This is a genomic window from Janthinobacterium breve (assembly GCF_051380895.1).
GTDB lineage: Bacteria > Pseudomonadota > Gammaproteobacteria > Burkholderiales > Burkholderiaceae_D > Janthinobacterium.
Window position 1 is genome coordinate 19,838 of record NZ_JBNYXY010000018.1, and the last position, 16,223, is coordinate 36,060.

A 16,223-nucleotide genomic window follows, 5' to 3' on the forward strand; every position below is an offset into this window, starting at 1 on the left:
TCTGACCCCAGAATTTGCTGTGGGTTTGCTTCTTTATCTGGTGTCATTTGAAACTTTTGCTTACCTACCGCCTCGCGCGCATCGCCATTCACCTGGGCTGCGGCATGGCCAAGAGCGCCGTGCTGTTCCCCTGGCTGGACCTGGAGGGGCGCAACCGGCGCATCCGCCGCTGGTCGACGCAGCTGCTCGACATCTGCGGTGTGCACGTGGAGCAGCCGGCCGCCAGCATGCCGGCCCTCGACCATGCGATGGTGGTGGCGAACCATGTCTCGTGGCTCGACATCTTCGTCATCAATGCCGTCCACCCCTGCCGTTTCGTCGCCAAGGCTGAAATCCGCGCCTGGCCGATCCTTGGCTGGCTCGCGGGGCGCGCCGGCACCATCTTCATTTCGCGCGGCAGCAAGCGCGACCTGCGCCTGATTTTCCAGGGCCTGGTGGATAAATTGACGGCGGGCGAGCGCATCGCGTTCTTCCCCGAAGGCACGACCGCCGCGCAAGGACAGATTTTGCCGTTTCACGCCAACCTGTTCGAGGCGGCCATCGATGCGCAAGTGCCGGTGCAGCCGTTCGCGCTCGTGTATGTGGATGACAAGGGGGAGTTGCACCACGCGGTTGACTTCATCGGCGAGATGAGCTTTGCGCAAAGCATGGTGGCAATTTTGAGCGGCCCGCCCATCACGGCGCGCCTGACCTGTTTGGCTTCCGTCGCTACGGCCGATGCACACCGGCGTGAACTGGCGGCGGCAACGCAGGCGGCGGTGGCCGCCGCGCTGCCGCTGGACCAGCTTAATTCTTGACGTGCAGCCAGCGCGCGTGGGCGGCGCGGGCCAGGTAGTCGAGGATAAAACCTAAAATCCCGATCAGCACGATGGCGGCCATCAGTTCCGAATACGCGAGGCGGTCGCGCGTGTCGAGGATGAAGTAGCCGAGACCGGCCGACACACCCAGCATTTCCGCCGGTACCAGCACGATCCAGATGATGCCGATCGCCAGGCGCACGCCCGTCAAAATATCAGCCGTGATGCCCGGTAAAATCACCTTGAAGACGATTTCGCTGCGCGTCGCCGACAGGCTGCGCGCCAGCAGCAACCAGTTCGGATCGAGCCGAGCCACGCCGGCTGCCGTATTGAGCAAAATCGGCCAGACGGCCGCAAACGCCAGCAGGAAGTACACGGGCGCGTCTCCGACGCCCAGCACCATCACGGCGATCGGCATCCACGACAGCGGCGAAATCATGCGCAGCAGTTGGAACAGCGGCATGGCCGCGCCGGAAAAGCTTTTCGACATGGCCACCAGCACGCCCAGCGGCACGCCGATGACGATGGCCAGCCCCAGGCCGACGGCCACCCTTTGCAGGCTCAATACCACGTGCAGCCAGATATCCGCACCGCCCAGCATTTCCCGGAACGCCAGCGCCGTGGGCAGCGGCGCAAAGGCGGTGGCGATGGGCGTGGATTTCTCCAGCGCCGTCACGCCCATGGACCACAGCAGCAAGGCACAGGCCAGCCCCACCAGGGGCAGGCCGAACTTCGTGAACAACTTGCTTGCCATCGTCAGACCGCCACGGTTTCGCTGCGCAGCAGGTTGGCCGGCAAGCCGAAGGCGGCCGGGCCGCCCACGGCGGTGATGGCCTTGCGCACGAAGCGGTCATCGACCAGGTCGCGCGCGGCGAATTTCGGATCGAGCTTGGCCAGGAAGCGCGTATCGCCTTCGACCTTGGTGCGGCCGATGGCGCGCACCAGTTCTTCCGTATACGAGGCAAACGGATATGGCTGGAAGTCGATGCGGCGCTGCTGCCAGTTCTTGTGTACGATCAGGCCCTGTTTTTCATAGCTGGCGTAATCGGTGGTGGCCAGGACCTTGGTCAGCACCTGCAGCGGATGCGGCGTGTAGCGATTCTCTCCCACGTTTGACAGCAGCTTGGCCGTGTCGACCTGGTTCGAGCGCGTCCACAACTGCGCCTTGACGATGGCGTTGGTCACCTTCTGCGCCCATTCGGGACGCGTGTTGATGTCGCGCTCCGACAGGAACGTGACGCAGCACGCATGGTTTTTCCAAACGTCGCCCGAGAAGCGCAGGATCTTGCCGATGCCGGCGCTTTCCGCCGCCGCATTGAAAGGCTCGGCCACGATGTAGCCGGCAATCGACTTGCTGGCCAGGGCCGAAACCATTTCGGCCGGCGCCAGCACGATCAGGTTGACTTCATTCGATTTGATGGCCGCGTTGCGCGCGCGCGTGACCGGGGTCAGGCCATTCGAGGACAGGATTTGCTGCAGCAGGATGTTGTGGATCGAGTACCAGAACGGGATGGCGACCGTGCGCCCGCCCAGCTCGGAGACCTTGTTGATCTCGTTGGCCACCGTCAGCGCGGAGCCATTGACGTGGTTCCAGGCGACGACTTTCGCAGGAAACTTGGCGCCGTAGCGCACCCACAGGGTGGCGGGCGACAGCAGATGGATGACGTTGACCTGGCCGGCCACGAAGGCTTCGATGATCTGCGCCCAGCTGCGGAACAGGCGCGGCGTTTCCGCTTGCAAGCCTTCCGCCTCGAACAGCTTGCGGGCGTGGGCGACGAGCAGCGGGGTGGCGTCGGTAATCGGCAGGTAGCCGATTTTCACGGGCTGGTCGTCGCCTTTTGGACCTTGCTGGGCCATGGCGTCGCCGGCGAACAGCAGCGGCGAGGCGACGCTGGCCGTGGCCAGGGCCGACATGCGCAGGAAGTCGCGTCGCGTCAGGCCGCAATCGCAATCGGAGGAGGCGCAGATGTGCAGGGGTTTGTTTTGATCTTCGAATGTCATGGGAAGGTTCCGGTCGATTAATTGGGAGCAAAGGCGGGTGTTTGATCCTGCTTTTGCAGCGCCTGCAGGGCGTCGAGGATGTCCATCTTGAGGGCGATGACGTCGGCGCTGTGGCCGATGCGCGGTTGTGCGATGGCGACGGGCCATTCGCGCACGATGTTGCCAGGCTTGCCGCCCATCAGCAAGATGCGGTCGGCTACCAGGATCGCTTCATCGATATCGTGCGTGACCAGCAGCACGGCCGTGTGCCAGCGGTGCACCACGTCGACCAGCAGCGACTGCATCTCGGCGCGCGTGATGGCGTCGAGCGCGGAAAACGGCTCGTCGGCGAACAGCAGTTCCGGTTCGCGGGCCAGCGCGCGGGCCAGCGCCACGCGCTGTGCCATGCCGCCCGACAGCGCGGATGGATACAGCTTTTCGCGGCCCTTCAGGCCCACCGCGTCGATGGCTTGCGCCACGCGCGCCTGGTGCGCTTCGCGCGTCAGCTGCGGCTGGTGCTTGAAGTCCAGGCCGAAACTGGCATTGCCCGTGACATTCAGCCAGGGCAAGAGGCTCGCCTGCTGGAACACGAGGGCGCTGCGCGGGTCCGGTTCGCGCATCGGCGCATCGAGAAACTGGATCTCTCCCGTCGATGGCGGCTGCAAGCCGGCCAGCACGCGCAGCAGGCTCGATTTGCCGCAGCCGCTGCCGCCCAGCAGGCAGACGATTTCACGCTTGCGCACGCCCAGCGAGACATGCTGGAACACAGGCGCCGTGCCGGGATAGGCGTAGCTGAGATCCTGCGCCTGCAGCGCCCAGTCTTGCGCCGCTGCCGTCATGCGGGCGCTCCTGCGGCCTTGGCCGCTTGCTGGCTGTCGAACAGCTGCAAGGCCGCCTGCAATTGCGTCAGGCTGGGGGTGACGATGGGGATGAACGACGATTCGCGCCAGCGGCGCGCAAAGCCCTGCTGTTCGGCATTCAGGTAAGCGCGCCCGCCCATGGCCTGCAGTTCCAGCATCAAGGCTTGCTGCAGCAATTCAGCCAGCTGTATGCGCAGGCGGAACATGGCCGGCGCCTGCGTCTTGAAGCGGCCATCGTGCACGCCCGCCAGCAAGGTGGCGACAGCTGCCTCCAGGGTCGCTTGCAGCGCTTCGATGCGCGGCGTGAGCTGGTTGCGCGAACCGGCCGAGATCTGCGCCGCCTGCGCCAGGCTGGCGCGCGCCAGGCCGACCGACAGGCCGCACTGCATGCCGAGGAACGATGGACGCACTTGCGGCAGCCAGGCTGGCGCATTGTCGCTGATGATGTCAAGGGCGGGGATGTGCACCTGCGTCAGCTTGACGGAGGCCGTATTGCTGCCGCGCAGGGCGATCAGGTCCAGGTCGTCGCTGCGCTTGACGCCCGGCGTGCTGCTGTCAAAGGCGACAATGACGGGTGGGGCGCCGTCGTTCGGCGCCACGGCGGCCGCCGCGACAAAGCCCGCCTTGCGCAAATTCGTCACCCAGGCCAGGCCGCCGTCGACCAGCAAGCCGTCATCCTGGCGCGCGCCCGTGATTTGCAGCTGTTCGATGCCGGACAAGAATTTCATGGCGTTCGACAGGCCGCTGGCGCCCGCCTGCGTGCCCGCCAGCAGGCCTGGCAGGCGCCGCTCGGCCAGCGCGCGGTTCTCGCTTTGCAGCAGGAATTCGATGAAGCAGCGCTGGCCCCAGAAGACAAAGGCCGCCGTTACCGATTGCTCGGCCACGTTGGCGATGGCATCGATGGCGTCGCGCACGTCACCGCCCGCGCCGCCGTGTTCCTGCGGCACGCCGATGGCCAGCAGCTGGTCGCCGGCCAGCGCCGGCAGGACGGTTTCAGCCAGGTCCGATGATTGGTCGAGCTGGTCGGCATGCGCGTGCAGCCAGTCTGTGAGCTTGGCCATGTCAGACGGCGCCAGGCAGGTAGGGCGTCAATTGCGGATTGACGGGCGTGCCGGCCAGGCTGTTGGAGAAATTGCACAGCGTGGCCAGGCTGATGCCCAGCACTACTTCCAGCGCCTGCTGTTCGTTGTAGCCGGCGGCCAGGAAGGCTTGATATTCGGCGTCGTTGACGGCGCCGCGCGTGGCGATGACGGCCGTGGCGAAGGCGGCGACGGCGTCGAGTCTGGCCTCGCCGGTCGGCTGGCCATGCTGCAGGGCGCGCACGATGTCGGGTGTCTGTCCCGCTTTTTTCAGCGAGATGGCGCTATGGCCGGCGATGCAGAAGTCGCAGCCATGGATGCGCGCGGCGGTGATCTGTACCACTTCGCGTTCCATCAGGCTCAGGCTGGCGCGCGTATTGATGCCCGATACGGTCAGATAGGTTTCCAGCGCCAGCGGGGCATTGGCCAGCACGCCGATCAGGTTGGGCAGGAAGCCGTTGTTGGCGATGGCCTTTTCCACGAAGGGGCGGCTATCGGCCGGGGCGGTATCGAGAGTGTGCAGCGTCAGACGGGACATGGGGTACCTTGCTAGTTTAGTAAGTCACCCGGCCATTATATCGGCCATGCCATGCATGCAACAGACGTCAGCGTCGTCCTTTTGTGCTCGTTCGTCTTTGATTGCGCAAACCTTGATGTCAGCTGGCCAGTTGGCGCTGGCGCTGGTCGCGCCGGTAGGCGCCCGGTTGCTCGCCCGTGACCCGCTTGAAGGCGCGCGTAAAGGCGGCGTGCGAGCGATAACCCACCAGTTCGGCCGCGCGTTCGACGGAGACGCCGTCGTGCAGCCGGCGCGCGGCGATCTTCATGCGCAGCAGGAGCAGGAATTGGGCCGGCGAATGGCCGCTGGCGCTGGCGAAATGCTTGCAGAAGCTGGCGCGCGACATGCAGGCCGCCTTGGCCATGTTCTCGATCGACCAGTCGTCGGCGGGGGCGTCGAGCATGCGTTCGAGCAGCGGCGAAAATGCGGGTTGGTGCAGCAGCGACAGCAGGCCGGCCGCCACCTGCTCGCCCTGCGCCACGTGGCGGATCAGGTAAAAGAACAGCAGTTCGACCAAGCGGGCGATGAGCGGCGACGGTTGCTCCGGATCGCCGCCCGCCTCGGCCAGGATCAGGTCGAACAGTGCGGCGGCGGCGCTGAAGGCGGGCGCGTCGCCGCGTATCAGCAGATACGGCGGGAAGGAGTCGACGATCAGCGCGGAAAGGGCGCCGCGAAATTGAAAGAAGCCGCAGGCCAGCGCCGTCGCCGGCTGCTCCGTGGGTGTTTGCAGGGGCAGCATGGCTTGCGCGCTGACCGCCTGCAGTGGATCGCTGTGGGGGCTGAGGAAGTGGGGCAGGTCGCGCAGCAGGAAGACGCCATCGCGCGGGCCGAGCGCAATCGGCGCGACCCCATCGAGATGCAGATAGCAGTGGCCATCGAGCACCAGGTGAAAGCTGCCCAGTTCCCGGCCCGCCGTGGAAGCGCGCCAGCGGCCGCAGTACTGGCCCACGTGCAGGACGGCGGTGTCGAGTTCCAGGCTGCCGAGCAGCCAGCGCGCCAGTCTGTCGGTATCAGGGTGCATGGGATGGCACAGGCAAAAGCTGCATCATACGGCGCAGGCGCGCCAGGGCCAACGACCGATTTCGACTAAGCATATGCGCGCCATGCGTATCACTTGGCACTTACCGCTTGCCACTGTGCTGCTGGAAGGCGGGACAGTCCACTTGCAGCAGCGAGCGGTCTTCCAGGCACACGGCGGACAGCTTCCCACCCCAGACGCATCCGCTATCGAGGCCGATCAGGTCGGGCCGCAACTGCAGTCCCAGCGCCGACCAGTGGCCGAAGACGATGGTGTCGCCGGCGCTGCGCCGGCCCGGCACGTCGAACCAGGGTAGCAGACCGGAGCCCGGCGGCGCGCTGCCGCTCTCCTTCATCTTGAAGTCCATCACGCCGTCCGGCGTGCAAAAGCGCAGCCGCGTCATGGCGTTGACGATGCAGCGCAGCCGGTCGGCGCCCTGCAGGTCGTCGCGCCAGGCGGCTGGCTCGTTGCCGTACATGGTACGCAGGAACGCCACCCAGCCATCGCTGCGCAGCATGGTGGACACTTCCTCGCCCAGGGACAGGGCTTGGGAGGCGCTCCATTGCGGCAGCAAGCCCGCATGCACGAGTACATGGCCCTGGTGCTGCAAGGCGAGCGGACGGTGGCGCAGCCAGGTGATCAACTCCTCGCGATCAGGCGCGTCGAGGATCTCGGTCAGCGTATCGGACGCATGCTCCGGGCGGATGCCATTGGCCACCGCCAGCAAGTGCAAGTCATGGTTGCCCAGGACGCTGTCGGCCAGGCCTTGCCGCGCCAGCGCATGCACATGGCGCAGGGTAGCCAGCGATGCCGGGCCGCGATTGATCAGGTCGCCCGCGAACAGGAGCCGGTACGGGCCTTCTGCCGCCGTCCGGATCCGATCGATCAATTCGACGGTTTGTGCATGGCAGCCTTGCAGATCGCCGATAAAGTAAGTTTTCATAGGTGCCGAGTTGAAGTGAACTACACGCATGCATTATAAGCATGGCTGCCCTTGGTCGTTGGGTGCATTCCCGGCTGGTACCTGATTGCGCGAATGGCCGGCCGGAAGGAAACAGCCGGGCGCGGCTTATTCTGTGCCGACATTTATTTTTGGCCGAATATCCCACTGTATTATATCGATAATAATTTTCTGCTGCGCCGCTGGCATGGGCGGCTACCCCAGGCAGTCTTTGCGAGCAAGATGCTCCAGCATGCCGGAAGGCCAATCATCCATGTTTATTTATTTTCCATGCGCGGCTACGACATATTCTTCATTGAATCTTAATATTGAACAGGTAAATAAATTCAGGTTCGTGATTCCAGCGACGAGGGATTATGCAACGGTGCGCAAATGTTTATGCAATGTAGTATATTTCACGTGATTTTATTAATTAACAATGTAAAGAATGTACGGAATGGATCTGTCAACGATGACGATGCTGGAATTGCGCAAGCTGGAAGATACTGTGCAGCAGGAATTGAACAGCCGCGAACGTGAAGACTTGAACAAGGCGCGCGAACAGATCATGGCCATCGCGCAGCAAGCGGGCATTCCGCTGAAACAGCTGATACTCGACGGTTTGCATCCGCGTACGGGCAAAGTCGCGGTACGTTACCGCCATCCTGACAATGCCAGCGAACAATGGACAGGCCGTGGCCGCCAGCCGCTGTGGGTCAGGCGGTGGGTGGAATCGGGCAAGTCCATCGATCTGCTGCGCGTATAATTCGGTATACTCTTGGCGCAGTGGCAAGCTGCCAGTCGCGCGCTGCACCTTGCCAGGCTCCCTATTGATACCCTTACTTATAGCGCCCATACCATGCTTCCATTGTCCAGAACGATCTTCAAAGCCTACGATATTCGCGGCATCATCGCTAAAACTCTCGATGCCAGCGTGGCCTACAAGATCGGTCAGGCATTTGGCCAGGCAGCCCTGGCCAAGGGTGAGCAGCGGGTCGTGATTGGCCGCGATGGCCGCCTGTCGGGGCCTGAACTGACGGCGGCGCTGGCGCAGGGCTTGCAGGCCGCAGGCGTCGACGTGATCGACCTGGGCGTGGTCGCCACGCCGATGGTTTACTTTGGCACGAATGTGCTCGACACGCGTTCCGGCATCATGGTCACGGGCAGCCACAATCCACCCGACTACAACGGCTTCAAGATGGTGCTGGCGGGCGAAGCGATCCACGGTGTAGCGATCCAGGCGCTGTATCACAGCATCGTGGCCCACGACGGTAGCGCCAGCGCGACGCCGGGAAACTACACCACGCACGATATCCGCGCCGCCTACCTGGAGCGCATCCTGGGTGACGTCAAGCTGGCGCGCCCGATCAAGATCGCCGTCGACTGCGGCAATGGCGTGGCCGGCGCATTTGCCGGCGACCTGTTCCGCGGCATGGGCTGCGACGTCATCGAATTGTTCTGCGAAGTCGATGGCAATTTCCCGAACCACCATCCGGACCCGGCGCATCCGGAAAACCTGCAAGACCTGATCCGCTGCCTGGCCGAGACGGATGCTGAAATCGGCATCGCCTTCGATGGCGACGGCGACCGCCTGGGCGTGGTCACCAAGGATGGCCAGATCATTTACCCTGACCGTCAGATGATGCTGTTTGCCGCCGACGTGCTGACCCGCCATCCGGGCGCGCAGATTTTGTATGACGTGAAATGCACGCGCCACCTGGCGCCGTGGATCAGCAAGCATGGCGGCGTGCCGCTGATGTACAAGACGGGACACTCGCTGGTGAAAGCCAAGCTGCGTGAAACGGGCGCGCCGCTGGGCGGCGAAATGAGCGGTCATATCTTCTTCAAGGACCGCTGGTACGGTTTCGATGACGGCCTGTATTCGGCTGCGCGCCTGCTGGAAATCCTCACCCGCGAAGCAGATCCTTCGGCCCTTTTGAACTCTCTGCCGCAGTCCGACAGCACGCCGGAACTGCATCTGGAACTGAAGGAAGGCGAGAATGTCGCGCTGATGGACATGCTGCGCCGCGACGCCGTCTTCCCCGGCAATGAGCAGATCATCACCATCGACGGCTTGCGCGTGGAGTACGCAGACGGCTTTGGCCTGGCCCGTTCGTCGAACACCACGCCGGTGATCGTCATGCGCTTCGAGGCGGAAACGCCAGAAGCCCTGGCGCGCATCCAGGGACAGTTCAAGAGCGTGATCCTGGCCGCCAAGCCTGACGCCGTTCTGCCCTTCTGACAGCATGGCCGGTCAATCTGGCGCACAGGCGCCCTTGAAAATCCTGCTGGTGCGGGTATCTTCGCTGGGCGACGTGCTGCATAACCTGCCGATGGTGGCGGACATCGCCCGCCATTATCCGGATGCGACCATCGACTGGGTGGTCGAGGAAGGCTACACCAGCCTGGTGCGCCTGAACCCCCGTGTGAATACCATCTTCCCGTTTGCATTGCGGCGCTGGCGCAAGAGCCTGGGCAAGAATGAGACGCGCGCAGAAATCGCCGCCTTTTTCCGCAGCCTGCGCCAGACGCGCTACGATTATGTATTCGATACCCAGGGCTTGCTCAAGACGGGCATCATCATGGGCGCAGCGCGCCTGGCGCCTGGCGGACAGAAGGTCGGCCTGGCGAACGGCAGCGAAGGTTCCGGCTACGAGGGCATTTCGCGCATCTTTCACACGAAAAGCATTCCGCTCGACCCGCGCACGCATGCGGTAGCGCGTGGCCGCCTAGTGGCCGCCGCCGCACTTGGCTACACGGTCGATACGCCGGCCGATTTCGGCTTGCCGGCAGTGGCAGGCAGCGAGCCGCGCCCGGACTGGATGGGCGCTGCACCGTATTGTGTGTATTTCCACGGCACCGCGCGCGACGCCAAGAAATGGGCGCCGCAGAACTGGATCGCCCTCGGCCATGCGCTGGCACCGATGCCGATTTTGCTGCCCTGGGGTTCGCCCAAGGAAAAGGCGGAAGCCGAACAGTTGGCGGCCAGCCTGCCGAACGCGCGCGTGCTGCCTAAGCTGTCGATGGGCGAGGCCACCCTGCTGGCACGCCACGCGGCGCTGGTGATCGGCGTCGATACGGGCCTGACGCATATCGCCGCCGCCTTCCTGCGTCCAACGGTGGAAATCTATGCCGATTCGCCGCTGTGGAAAACGGAAGGCAACTGGTCGCCGAACATCCTCAACCTGGGCGACAAAGGCGCGCCGCCGGGCGTGCCGGAAGTGCTGGCCGCGGCGCAGCGCCTGCTGGCTGAGCATCCTCCCGCCTGACTTCAACGTTACCTATCATGCGACTTCTTTATACGCTTGCCTGGTGGCTGGCCTTGCCCCTGGTGCTGGCGCGGCTGTGGCTGCGCGGACGCCAGGAACCCGGCTACCGCCAGCATTGGGGCGAGCGCCTGGGCTGCTACGGCCGCCAGGTAAAACCACTGATTCCCACGCTCTGGCTGCACGCCGTGTCTGTCGGCGAGACGCGCGCGGCCGAGCCGCTGATCGATGCGCTGCTGGCCGCATGGCCCGATTGCCGCATCGTCCTCACGCACATGACGCCCACGGGGCGCGCCACCGGCAAATCCCTGTTCGCGAAACACGGCGCGCGCCTGGTGCAAAGCTATCTGCCGTATGACACGGGCGCCATGCCGGCCAGTTTCATCCGCCATTTCGCGCCGCGCATCTGCATCCTGATGGAGACGGAAGTGTGGCCGAATTTGATCCACCAATGCAATCGCTACAAAGTGCCGGTAGTGCTGGCCAATGCGCGATTGTCGCAGCGTTCGCTGGGCAAGGCGCAGCGCCTGGGCAAACTCATCGCCGATGCGGCGCGCGGCATCACCCTGGTGGCGGCGCAGACGCAGGACGACGCTGATCGTGTGCGCCAGCTGGGCGTGCAGGACGTGGTCGTCACAGGCAGCATCAAGTTCGACGTCGTCGTGCCCGAGGCGGCTCTGGCGACGGGCACTTGGCTGCGTGGAGCCATCGGCACACGCCCCGTGCTGCTGTGCGCCAGCACCCGCGAAGGCGAAGAGCCATTGATTCTTGATGCCTTTGCCCGCGCCAGCCTGCCCGCCAACGTGCTGTTGCTGATCGTGCCGCGCCATCCGCAGCGCTTCGACGAGGTGGAAAAACTGGTGCTGACGCACGGCCTGGCCGTGCAGCGCAGGTCCGGCCTGGCGCAGGACGATGCCGTCACGGCGGGCACGCAGGTGCTGCTGGGCGATACCATGGGCGAGATGTTTGCGTATTACGCAGCCTGCGATTGCGCTTTTGTCGGCGGCAGCCTGCTGCCGCTGGGCGGGCAAAACCTGATCGAACCGGCGGCGCTGGGTAAACCCGTGCTGATCGGCCCCCACACCTTCAATTTTGCGCTGGTGACCGAGCAGGCGATTGCCGCCGGCGGCGCCGCGCTGGTGGCGGACGCCGACGCCCTGATGGCGCAGGCGTCAGTCTTGCTGCAAAACCCCGCGCAGCTGGCGTCGATGGGACAAAAGGCGCTGGCCTTCGCGGCGCAGCACCGGGGCGCCACGCCGCGCACGATTGCGGCCATCAAGACCCTGCTGCCCGTTTAATTGAACAAGACGGGGAGTTCCTGCGAGCGTTTTCTCAGCGCCTGCTTGGCGCCGTCGTAATCGGGATAAATCGATTCCACGGTGGCCCAGAAACGGGGGCTGTGGTTCATCTCCAGCAGGTGCGACAGTTCATGCGCCACCACGTAGTCGATCAGCGGCAGGGCGAAGTGGATCAGGCGCCAGTTCAGGCGGATCTTGCGCTCGATGGTGCAGCTGCCCCAGCGCGTGCCGGCCGAGGATAGCGATAATGAATCGTAGCGCACACCCAGCTTGTCCGCATACAGGTCCAGCCGCGCCTCGAACAGCTGGCGCGCTTCATGCTGGAACCAGCCTTTCACTTTTTCCTTCAACTGTTGTTCGCTGCCCGTGGGCGTGACCCATACGTGCAATTCATTCGTCTCGCGCTGGAAGCTGGCGCGGTGGCGCGGCGCCTGGTGCAATCTCAATGTGATCTCGCCACCGAGATAGGGCAGCACGGCGCCATCGATCCATGCTACGGGTGGGCGTTGCTGGCGCTGCACCTTGCGCTCGCCCCGTTCCAGCAGTTTCGAGACGATCCAGCCTTGCTTGGCGCGGATGGCATTGTCGATTTCGGCCAGGGTGACGCGCTTGGGCGCGGTCACGCGCAAGCCGTTATCGTCGATCATGAAGCCGATGGAACGGCGCGTTGAGCGGCGCAGGGCAAATTCGACCAGGTGGCTACCCAGCTGCAACTGACGCAGCGGAGGGCCATCGGCAGGGCGTGGCGGGGAAGGCAGGTGAGGGGATGAGGGAGGAGCGACGGGTAGCACGGGCGCCACCGGCCATGCTGGAACGTGAAGCGGTGGTGCCACGGGCGGCGCTGGCGGTGCCGTGGGGCGCACCGCCGGAGGCGTGCTGGTCGAGACGTCGTGCGCGAACAGGTCCAGTTGCTGGTCGCCGACCTTGATGGTCTTCATCTGCTGGCGCAGGGTCGGCTCCTGGATGACCGCGCTGATGCCGTCTAGCCAGCGTTGTAGGCGTGAGGCGAAATGACGCGCATTTCTGATTCTATCCAATTTTCCACCTGTTGCATCATGCTGTCCGGGGTTTGCCCTTCCGGCGAAATCGGTTTGCCTATCGAGACGGTGATCAGTCCCGGGCGTTTGAGGAATGACTGCTTGGGCCAGCATTCGCCTGAATTATGCGCAATCGGCACCACCACGGCGCCCGTGGCGATTGCCAGGCGCGTGCCGCCGCTCTTGTACTTGCCCGCCTGGCCCACCGGAATGCGGGTGCCTTCGGGGAACATGATAATCCATTGGCCGTCGGCCAGGCGGCGTTTGCCATGTGCGACCACGCTTTTGAAGGCGTGCTTGCCCTGCTTGCGGTCGATGGGAATCATGCGCAGCAGCGCCATGGCCCAGCCGAAAAACGGGATGTACAGGATTTCCTTCTTGAACACATACACCAGCGGACGGGGCAGGCTGGGCAGCAAGAAGATGGTTTCCCATGCCGACTGGTGCTTTGACAGCACGATGGCCGGCGCATCCGGGAAGTTCTCGGCGCCTTTGATTTCATAGCGGATGCCGCAAATGACCTTGGCGCACCACAGGATAAACACGTTCCAGCGCGAGGTGACCCAATAGCGCTTGTTGTAGCTCAATGGCGCGGCAAAAAAGCACACGCAGGCCCAGACGATGGTGGCCACGATCATGATGGTCATGAACAGCAGGGATCGCAGGAACAGGGAAATATTACGCAATGCGGTTCTCCGAAAATTAGATACTGAATGCCACGGTGGGCGCTGGTGCCGCTGGCGCCTTGAGCAGATGGCTGACCACGGCGGCTAGGTCGGGGAAGACCTGGGTGCCTGGCGGCAGGCCACCCGTTTCGCTGGTTTTTTCGCCCTTGCCCGTCAGGACCAGGTAGGGCACGCAGCCGCTGATGAAACCTGCCTGCAGGTCGCGCAGCGAATCGCCAACGGTGGGCACGCCTTTCAGGCTGGTGTTGTAGCGCTTCGAGATTTCATGGAACATGCCCGGTTTCGGCTTGCGGCAGTCGCAATTGTCCGCGCCCGCGTGCGGGCAAAAGAAGATGGCGTCGATATCGGCACCCACCTGCTGCGCCAGGGTATGCATCTTCTGGTGGATCGCGTTCAGCACCGTCATGTCGAAGTACTCGCGCGCGATGCCCGACTGATTCGAGGCGACGACGACGCGATAGCCGGCCTGGTTCAGGCGGGCTATCGCTTCGAGCGAACCGGGAATCGGCAGCCATTCGGCCGGCGATTTGATGAAGTCCGGCGAGTCATGATTAATGACGCCGTCGCGGTCGAGAATAATCAGTTTCAGCGCCGGAGTGCCCATTATGCCGCCAGCTTGGAAATGTCGGCCACGCGGTTCATCATGCCGTGCAACGACGACAGCAAGGCCAGGCGGTTGTTGCGCAGGGCGACATCCTCGGCCATCACCATCACGTCGTTGAAGAAGCCATCGACGTCGTCGCGCAGCTGCGCCAGCGTTTGCAGAGTGCTGGTGAAGTCGCCCTTGGCGAAGGCCGCGTCGACTTCCGGCTGCACGCGCGAGACGGCGGCAGCGAGTTTTTTCTCCGCTTCGTCCTGCAGCAGCGCCACTTTGACGCCACCGGCGGCGACCTGGCTGACGGCTTCCTCGTTCTTTTTCAGGATGTTCGTGATGCGCTTGTTGGCGGCGGCCAGCGAGGCGCTTTCCGGCAGGGCGGCAAACGCCTGCACGGCTTCCAGGCGCTGCACGATGTCGTCCAGGCGATCAGGATTTTGCGCCACGACGGCTTCGATTTCATTCGGCGAGAAACCGCGTTCGCGCAGGATGCCACGCAGGCGGTCCAGCATGAAGGTGGTGACGTCCGCCACCGGATCCTTGAAGCCGGGGATGGTGGCAAATTGCGCAGCGGCGTCGCCCAGCAAGCCCTGGATCGACAGGGGCAAGCGCTTTTCCAGCAGCATGCGCAGCACGCCCAGGGCGTGGCGGCGCAGCGCGAACGGGTCCTTGTCGCCCGTGGGTGCCAGGCCGATAGCCCAGATGCCGACCAGGGTTTCGAGCTTGTCGGCCAGGGCCACGGCGGTGCCGGTGGCGGTCGACGGCAGACTGTCGCCGGCAAAACGCGGCTGGTAATGCTCGGAAGCGGCCAGCGCCACTTCTTCCGGCTCGCCGTCATGGCGCGCGTAATACGTGCCCATGATGCCTTGCAGCTCGGGGAATTCGCCCACCATGTCGGTCAGCAGGTCGGCCTTGGCCAGCAGGGCGCCGCGTTCGGCCAGGGCCACGTCGTAGCCCAGTTTCGCCGCGATGGCGCCAGCCAATGCTTTTACTCTTTCCGTGCGTGCCGCTTGCGTGCCCAGCTTGTTGTGGTAGACCACGTTGGCCAGCAGGGGCAAACGCGATGCCAGGGTTTTCTTCTTGTCTTGCTCGAAGAAGAACTTGGCGTCGGACAGGCGCGGGCGCACGACGCGCTCGTTGCCGCCGATGATGTGCTCGGGCGTCTCCGTCTCGATGTTCGAGACGATCAGGAAGCGCGAACGCAGCTTGCCTTCGCTGTCCGTCAGCGCGAAGTACTTCTGGTTTGTCTGCATGGTGAGGATCAGGCATTCCTGCGGCACTGCCAGGAATTCCTCCTCGAAGTGGCATTCATACACGACTGGCCATTCGACCAGGGCAGTCACTTCGTCGAGCAGCGCTTCGGGCATCAGCACCTGGTCGGCCCCGGCCTTGTCCAGCAACTGGGCGCGGATGCGCTCCTTGCGCTCCTCGTTGCTGGCGATGACGCTGGCGTTGAGGATCAGGGCGGCTGCATAGTTTTCCGCGTGCGCGATGGTGATAGCCTTACCGTCGGTCAGGAAGCGGTGGCCCAGGGTGGTGCGGCCAGCCGTCAATCCCAGCAGGGTCAGAGGCAGGATATTGATGCCGTGCAGGGCGATCAGGCTGTGGGCCGGGCGCACGAATTGCACGGTCGTGCCGTCAGGGCGCTGATAGCTCATCAGTTTTGGAATCGGCAGCTTGGCGGCCGATTCCGTCAAGGCAGCCTGCGCGCCGGTGGCGAGCTGGCTGCCTGGCGCCGTGTAGGTGTAGAAAAAGCTTTCGGCCTTGCCGTCGGCGGCGCGTTCCAGGTCGGCCACCGTCAGTTCGGGGAAGCCCAGCGCGGCCAGTTTCTTGGCCAGCGGCGGCGTGCCGTTGCCGTTCGCGTCCAGTGCCACGGAGACGGGCAAGACTTTTTCTCGGATGGATTTGTCGGGCGAGACTTCGCGCACGTTGGTGATGGAGACGGCCAGGCGGCGCGGCGAGGCGTAGCTGGTGGCGACGCTGTCGGCTTCCAGGAAGTCGCGCGCTTTGAGGCCATTGACGATGCAGGCGGTGAAGGCGGCGCCCAGTTTGGCCAGCGCTTTCGGCGGCAGTTCTTCGGTCAGCAGTTCGATGAGCAGTGTTTGGTTCAT

16 protein-coding genes are annotated in these 16,223 nt (G+C 64.1%); 5 read left to right on the plus strand and 11 right to left on the minus strand.

The genetic code is table 11. The annotated features are described in order from the left end of the window. The first annotated feature begins 47 nt into the window (after nucleotides 1–47). Nucleotides 48–797 carry a lysophospholipid acyltransferase family protein gene (locus tag ACQ4W0_RS28480; protein WP_436579788.1) on the plus strand — a complete coding sequence of 250 codons (750 nt, stop codon included), beginning with the start codon at nucleotides 48–50 and terminating at the stop codon, nucleotides 795–797. Here ACQ4W0_RS28480 and ACQ4W0_RS28485 read toward each other — a convergent pair. The 7 genes from ACQ4W0_RS28485 to ACQ4W0_RS28515 form a co-directional block, all read right to left on the minus strand. Next, entirely contained in the window at nucleotides 787–1,551 is a 765-nt protein-coding gene (locus tag ACQ4W0_RS28485; protein WP_436579789.1) for an ABC transporter permease, read from the minus strand. The two genes, ACQ4W0_RS28480 and ACQ4W0_RS28485, sit on opposite strands and share 11 nt — an antisense overlap. A gap of 2 nt (nucleotides 1,552–1,553) precedes the next feature. Beyond that, complete coding sequence (locus ACQ4W0_RS28490; RefSeq protein ID WP_436579790.1) at nucleotides 1,554–2,798, minus strand: ABC transporter substrate-binding protein; 1,245 nt, start codon at nucleotides 2,796–2,798, stop codon at nucleotides 1,554–1,556. 17 nt (nucleotides 2,799–2,815) lie between these two features. Beyond that, a complete protein-coding gene (locus ACQ4W0_RS28495; protein WP_436579791.1) occupies nucleotides 2,816–3,616 on the minus strand; it encodes an ABC transporter ATP-binding protein in 801 nt (266 codons plus the stop codon). After that, nucleotides 3,613–4,698, minus strand: coding sequence for an acyl-CoA dehydrogenase family protein (locus ACQ4W0_RS28500; RefSeq protein ID WP_436579792.1), 1,086 nt, complete (start codon nucleotides 4,696–4,698; stop codon nucleotides 3,613–3,615). Before ACQ4W0_RS28500 ends, ACQ4W0_RS28495 begins: the two co-directional genes overlap by 4 nt. A gap of 1 nt (nucleotide 4,699) precedes the next feature. Further along, entirely contained in the window at nucleotides 4,700–5,254 is a 555-nt protein-coding gene (locus ACQ4W0_RS28505) for a carboxymuconolactone decarboxylase family protein (RefSeq protein ID WP_436579793.1), read from the minus strand. A 118-nt stretch (nucleotides 5,255–5,372) separates the two neighbouring features. Beyond that, the gene (locus ACQ4W0_RS28510; RefSeq protein ID WP_436579794.1) at nucleotides 5,373–6,293 is read right to left on the minus strand and encodes an AraC family transcriptional regulator; all 921 of its coding nucleotides are present in this window, start codon (nucleotides 6,291–6,293) and stop codon (nucleotides 5,373–5,375) included. Nucleotides 6,294–6,393: 100 nt separating this feature from the next. Beyond that, nucleotides 6,394–7,233: a symmetrical bis(5'-nucleosyl)-tetraphosphatase gene (locus ACQ4W0_RS28515; protein WP_436579795.1), complete on the minus strand. Its 840-nt coding sequence runs from the start codon at nucleotides 7,231–7,233 to the stop codon at nucleotides 6,394–6,396. A 454-nt stretch (nucleotides 7,234–7,687) separates the two neighbouring features. On the opposite strand from ACQ4W0_RS28515, the gene ACQ4W0_RS28520 reads away from it, so the two are divergent. The 4 genes from ACQ4W0_RS28520 to waaA all read left to right on the plus strand — a co-directional run bounded on the left by ACQ4W0_RS28520 (nucleotide 7,688) and on the right by waaA (nucleotide 11,794). After that, nucleotides 7,688–7,996, plus strand: a complete 309-nt coding sequence (locus tag ACQ4W0_RS28520; protein WP_436579796.1) for an H-NS histone family protein — start codon at nucleotides 7,688–7,690, stop codon at nucleotides 7,994–7,996. A 93-nt stretch (nucleotides 7,997–8,089) separates the two neighbouring features. Then, nucleotides 8,090–9,472 (plus strand): phosphomannomutase/phosphoglucomutase, encoded by a 1,383-nt coding sequence (locus tag ACQ4W0_RS28525; protein ID WP_436579797.1) that lies wholly within the window; start codon nucleotides 8,090–8,092, stop codon nucleotides 9,470–9,472. 4 nt (nucleotides 9,473–9,476) lie between these two features. After that, nucleotides 9,477–10,499, plus strand: a complete 1,023-nt coding sequence (waaC, locus tag ACQ4W0_RS28530; protein WP_436579798.1) for a lipopolysaccharide heptosyltransferase I — start codon at nucleotides 9,477–9,479, stop codon at nucleotides 10,497–10,499. Nucleotides 10,500–10,516: 17 nt separating this feature from the next. Next, entirely contained in the window at nucleotides 10,517–11,794 is a 1,278-nt protein-coding gene (waaA, locus tag ACQ4W0_RS28535; protein WP_436579799.1) for a lipid IV(A) 3-deoxy-D-manno-octulosonic acid transferase, read from the plus strand. On the opposite strand, the gene ACQ4W0_RS28540 is transcribed toward waaA, so the two are convergent. Genes ACQ4W0_RS28540 through glyS form a run of 4 tightly spaced genes read right to left on the minus strand, consistent with a single transcriptional unit; the run spans nucleotide 11,791 to nucleotide 16,223 of the window. Further along, a complete protein-coding gene (locus ACQ4W0_RS28540; protein WP_436579826.1) occupies nucleotides 11,791–12,732 on the minus strand; it encodes a M48 family metallopeptidase in 942 nt (313 codons plus the stop codon). The genes waaA and ACQ4W0_RS28540 overlap by 4 nt on opposite strands. 44 nt (nucleotides 12,733–12,776) lie before the next feature. Further along, nucleotides 12,777–13,517, minus strand: a complete 741-nt coding sequence (locus ACQ4W0_RS28545; RefSeq protein WP_071075553.1) for a lysophospholipid acyltransferase family protein — start codon at nucleotides 13,515–13,517, stop codon at nucleotides 12,777–12,779. A 16-nt stretch (nucleotides 13,518–13,533) separates the two neighbouring features. Continuing rightward, nucleotides 13,534–14,121, minus strand: a complete 588-nt coding sequence (gmhB, locus tag ACQ4W0_RS28550) for a D-glycero-beta-D-manno-heptose 1,7-bisphosphate 7-phosphatase (RefSeq protein WP_436579800.1) — start codon at nucleotides 14,119–14,121, stop codon at nucleotides 13,534–13,536. Beyond that, nucleotides 14,121–16,223, minus strand: a complete 2,103-nt coding sequence (gene glyS / locus ACQ4W0_RS28555) for a glycine--tRNA ligase subunit beta (protein ID WP_436579801.1) — start codon at nucleotides 16,221–16,223, stop codon at nucleotides 14,121–14,123. Before glyS ends, gmhB begins: the two co-directional genes overlap by 1 nt.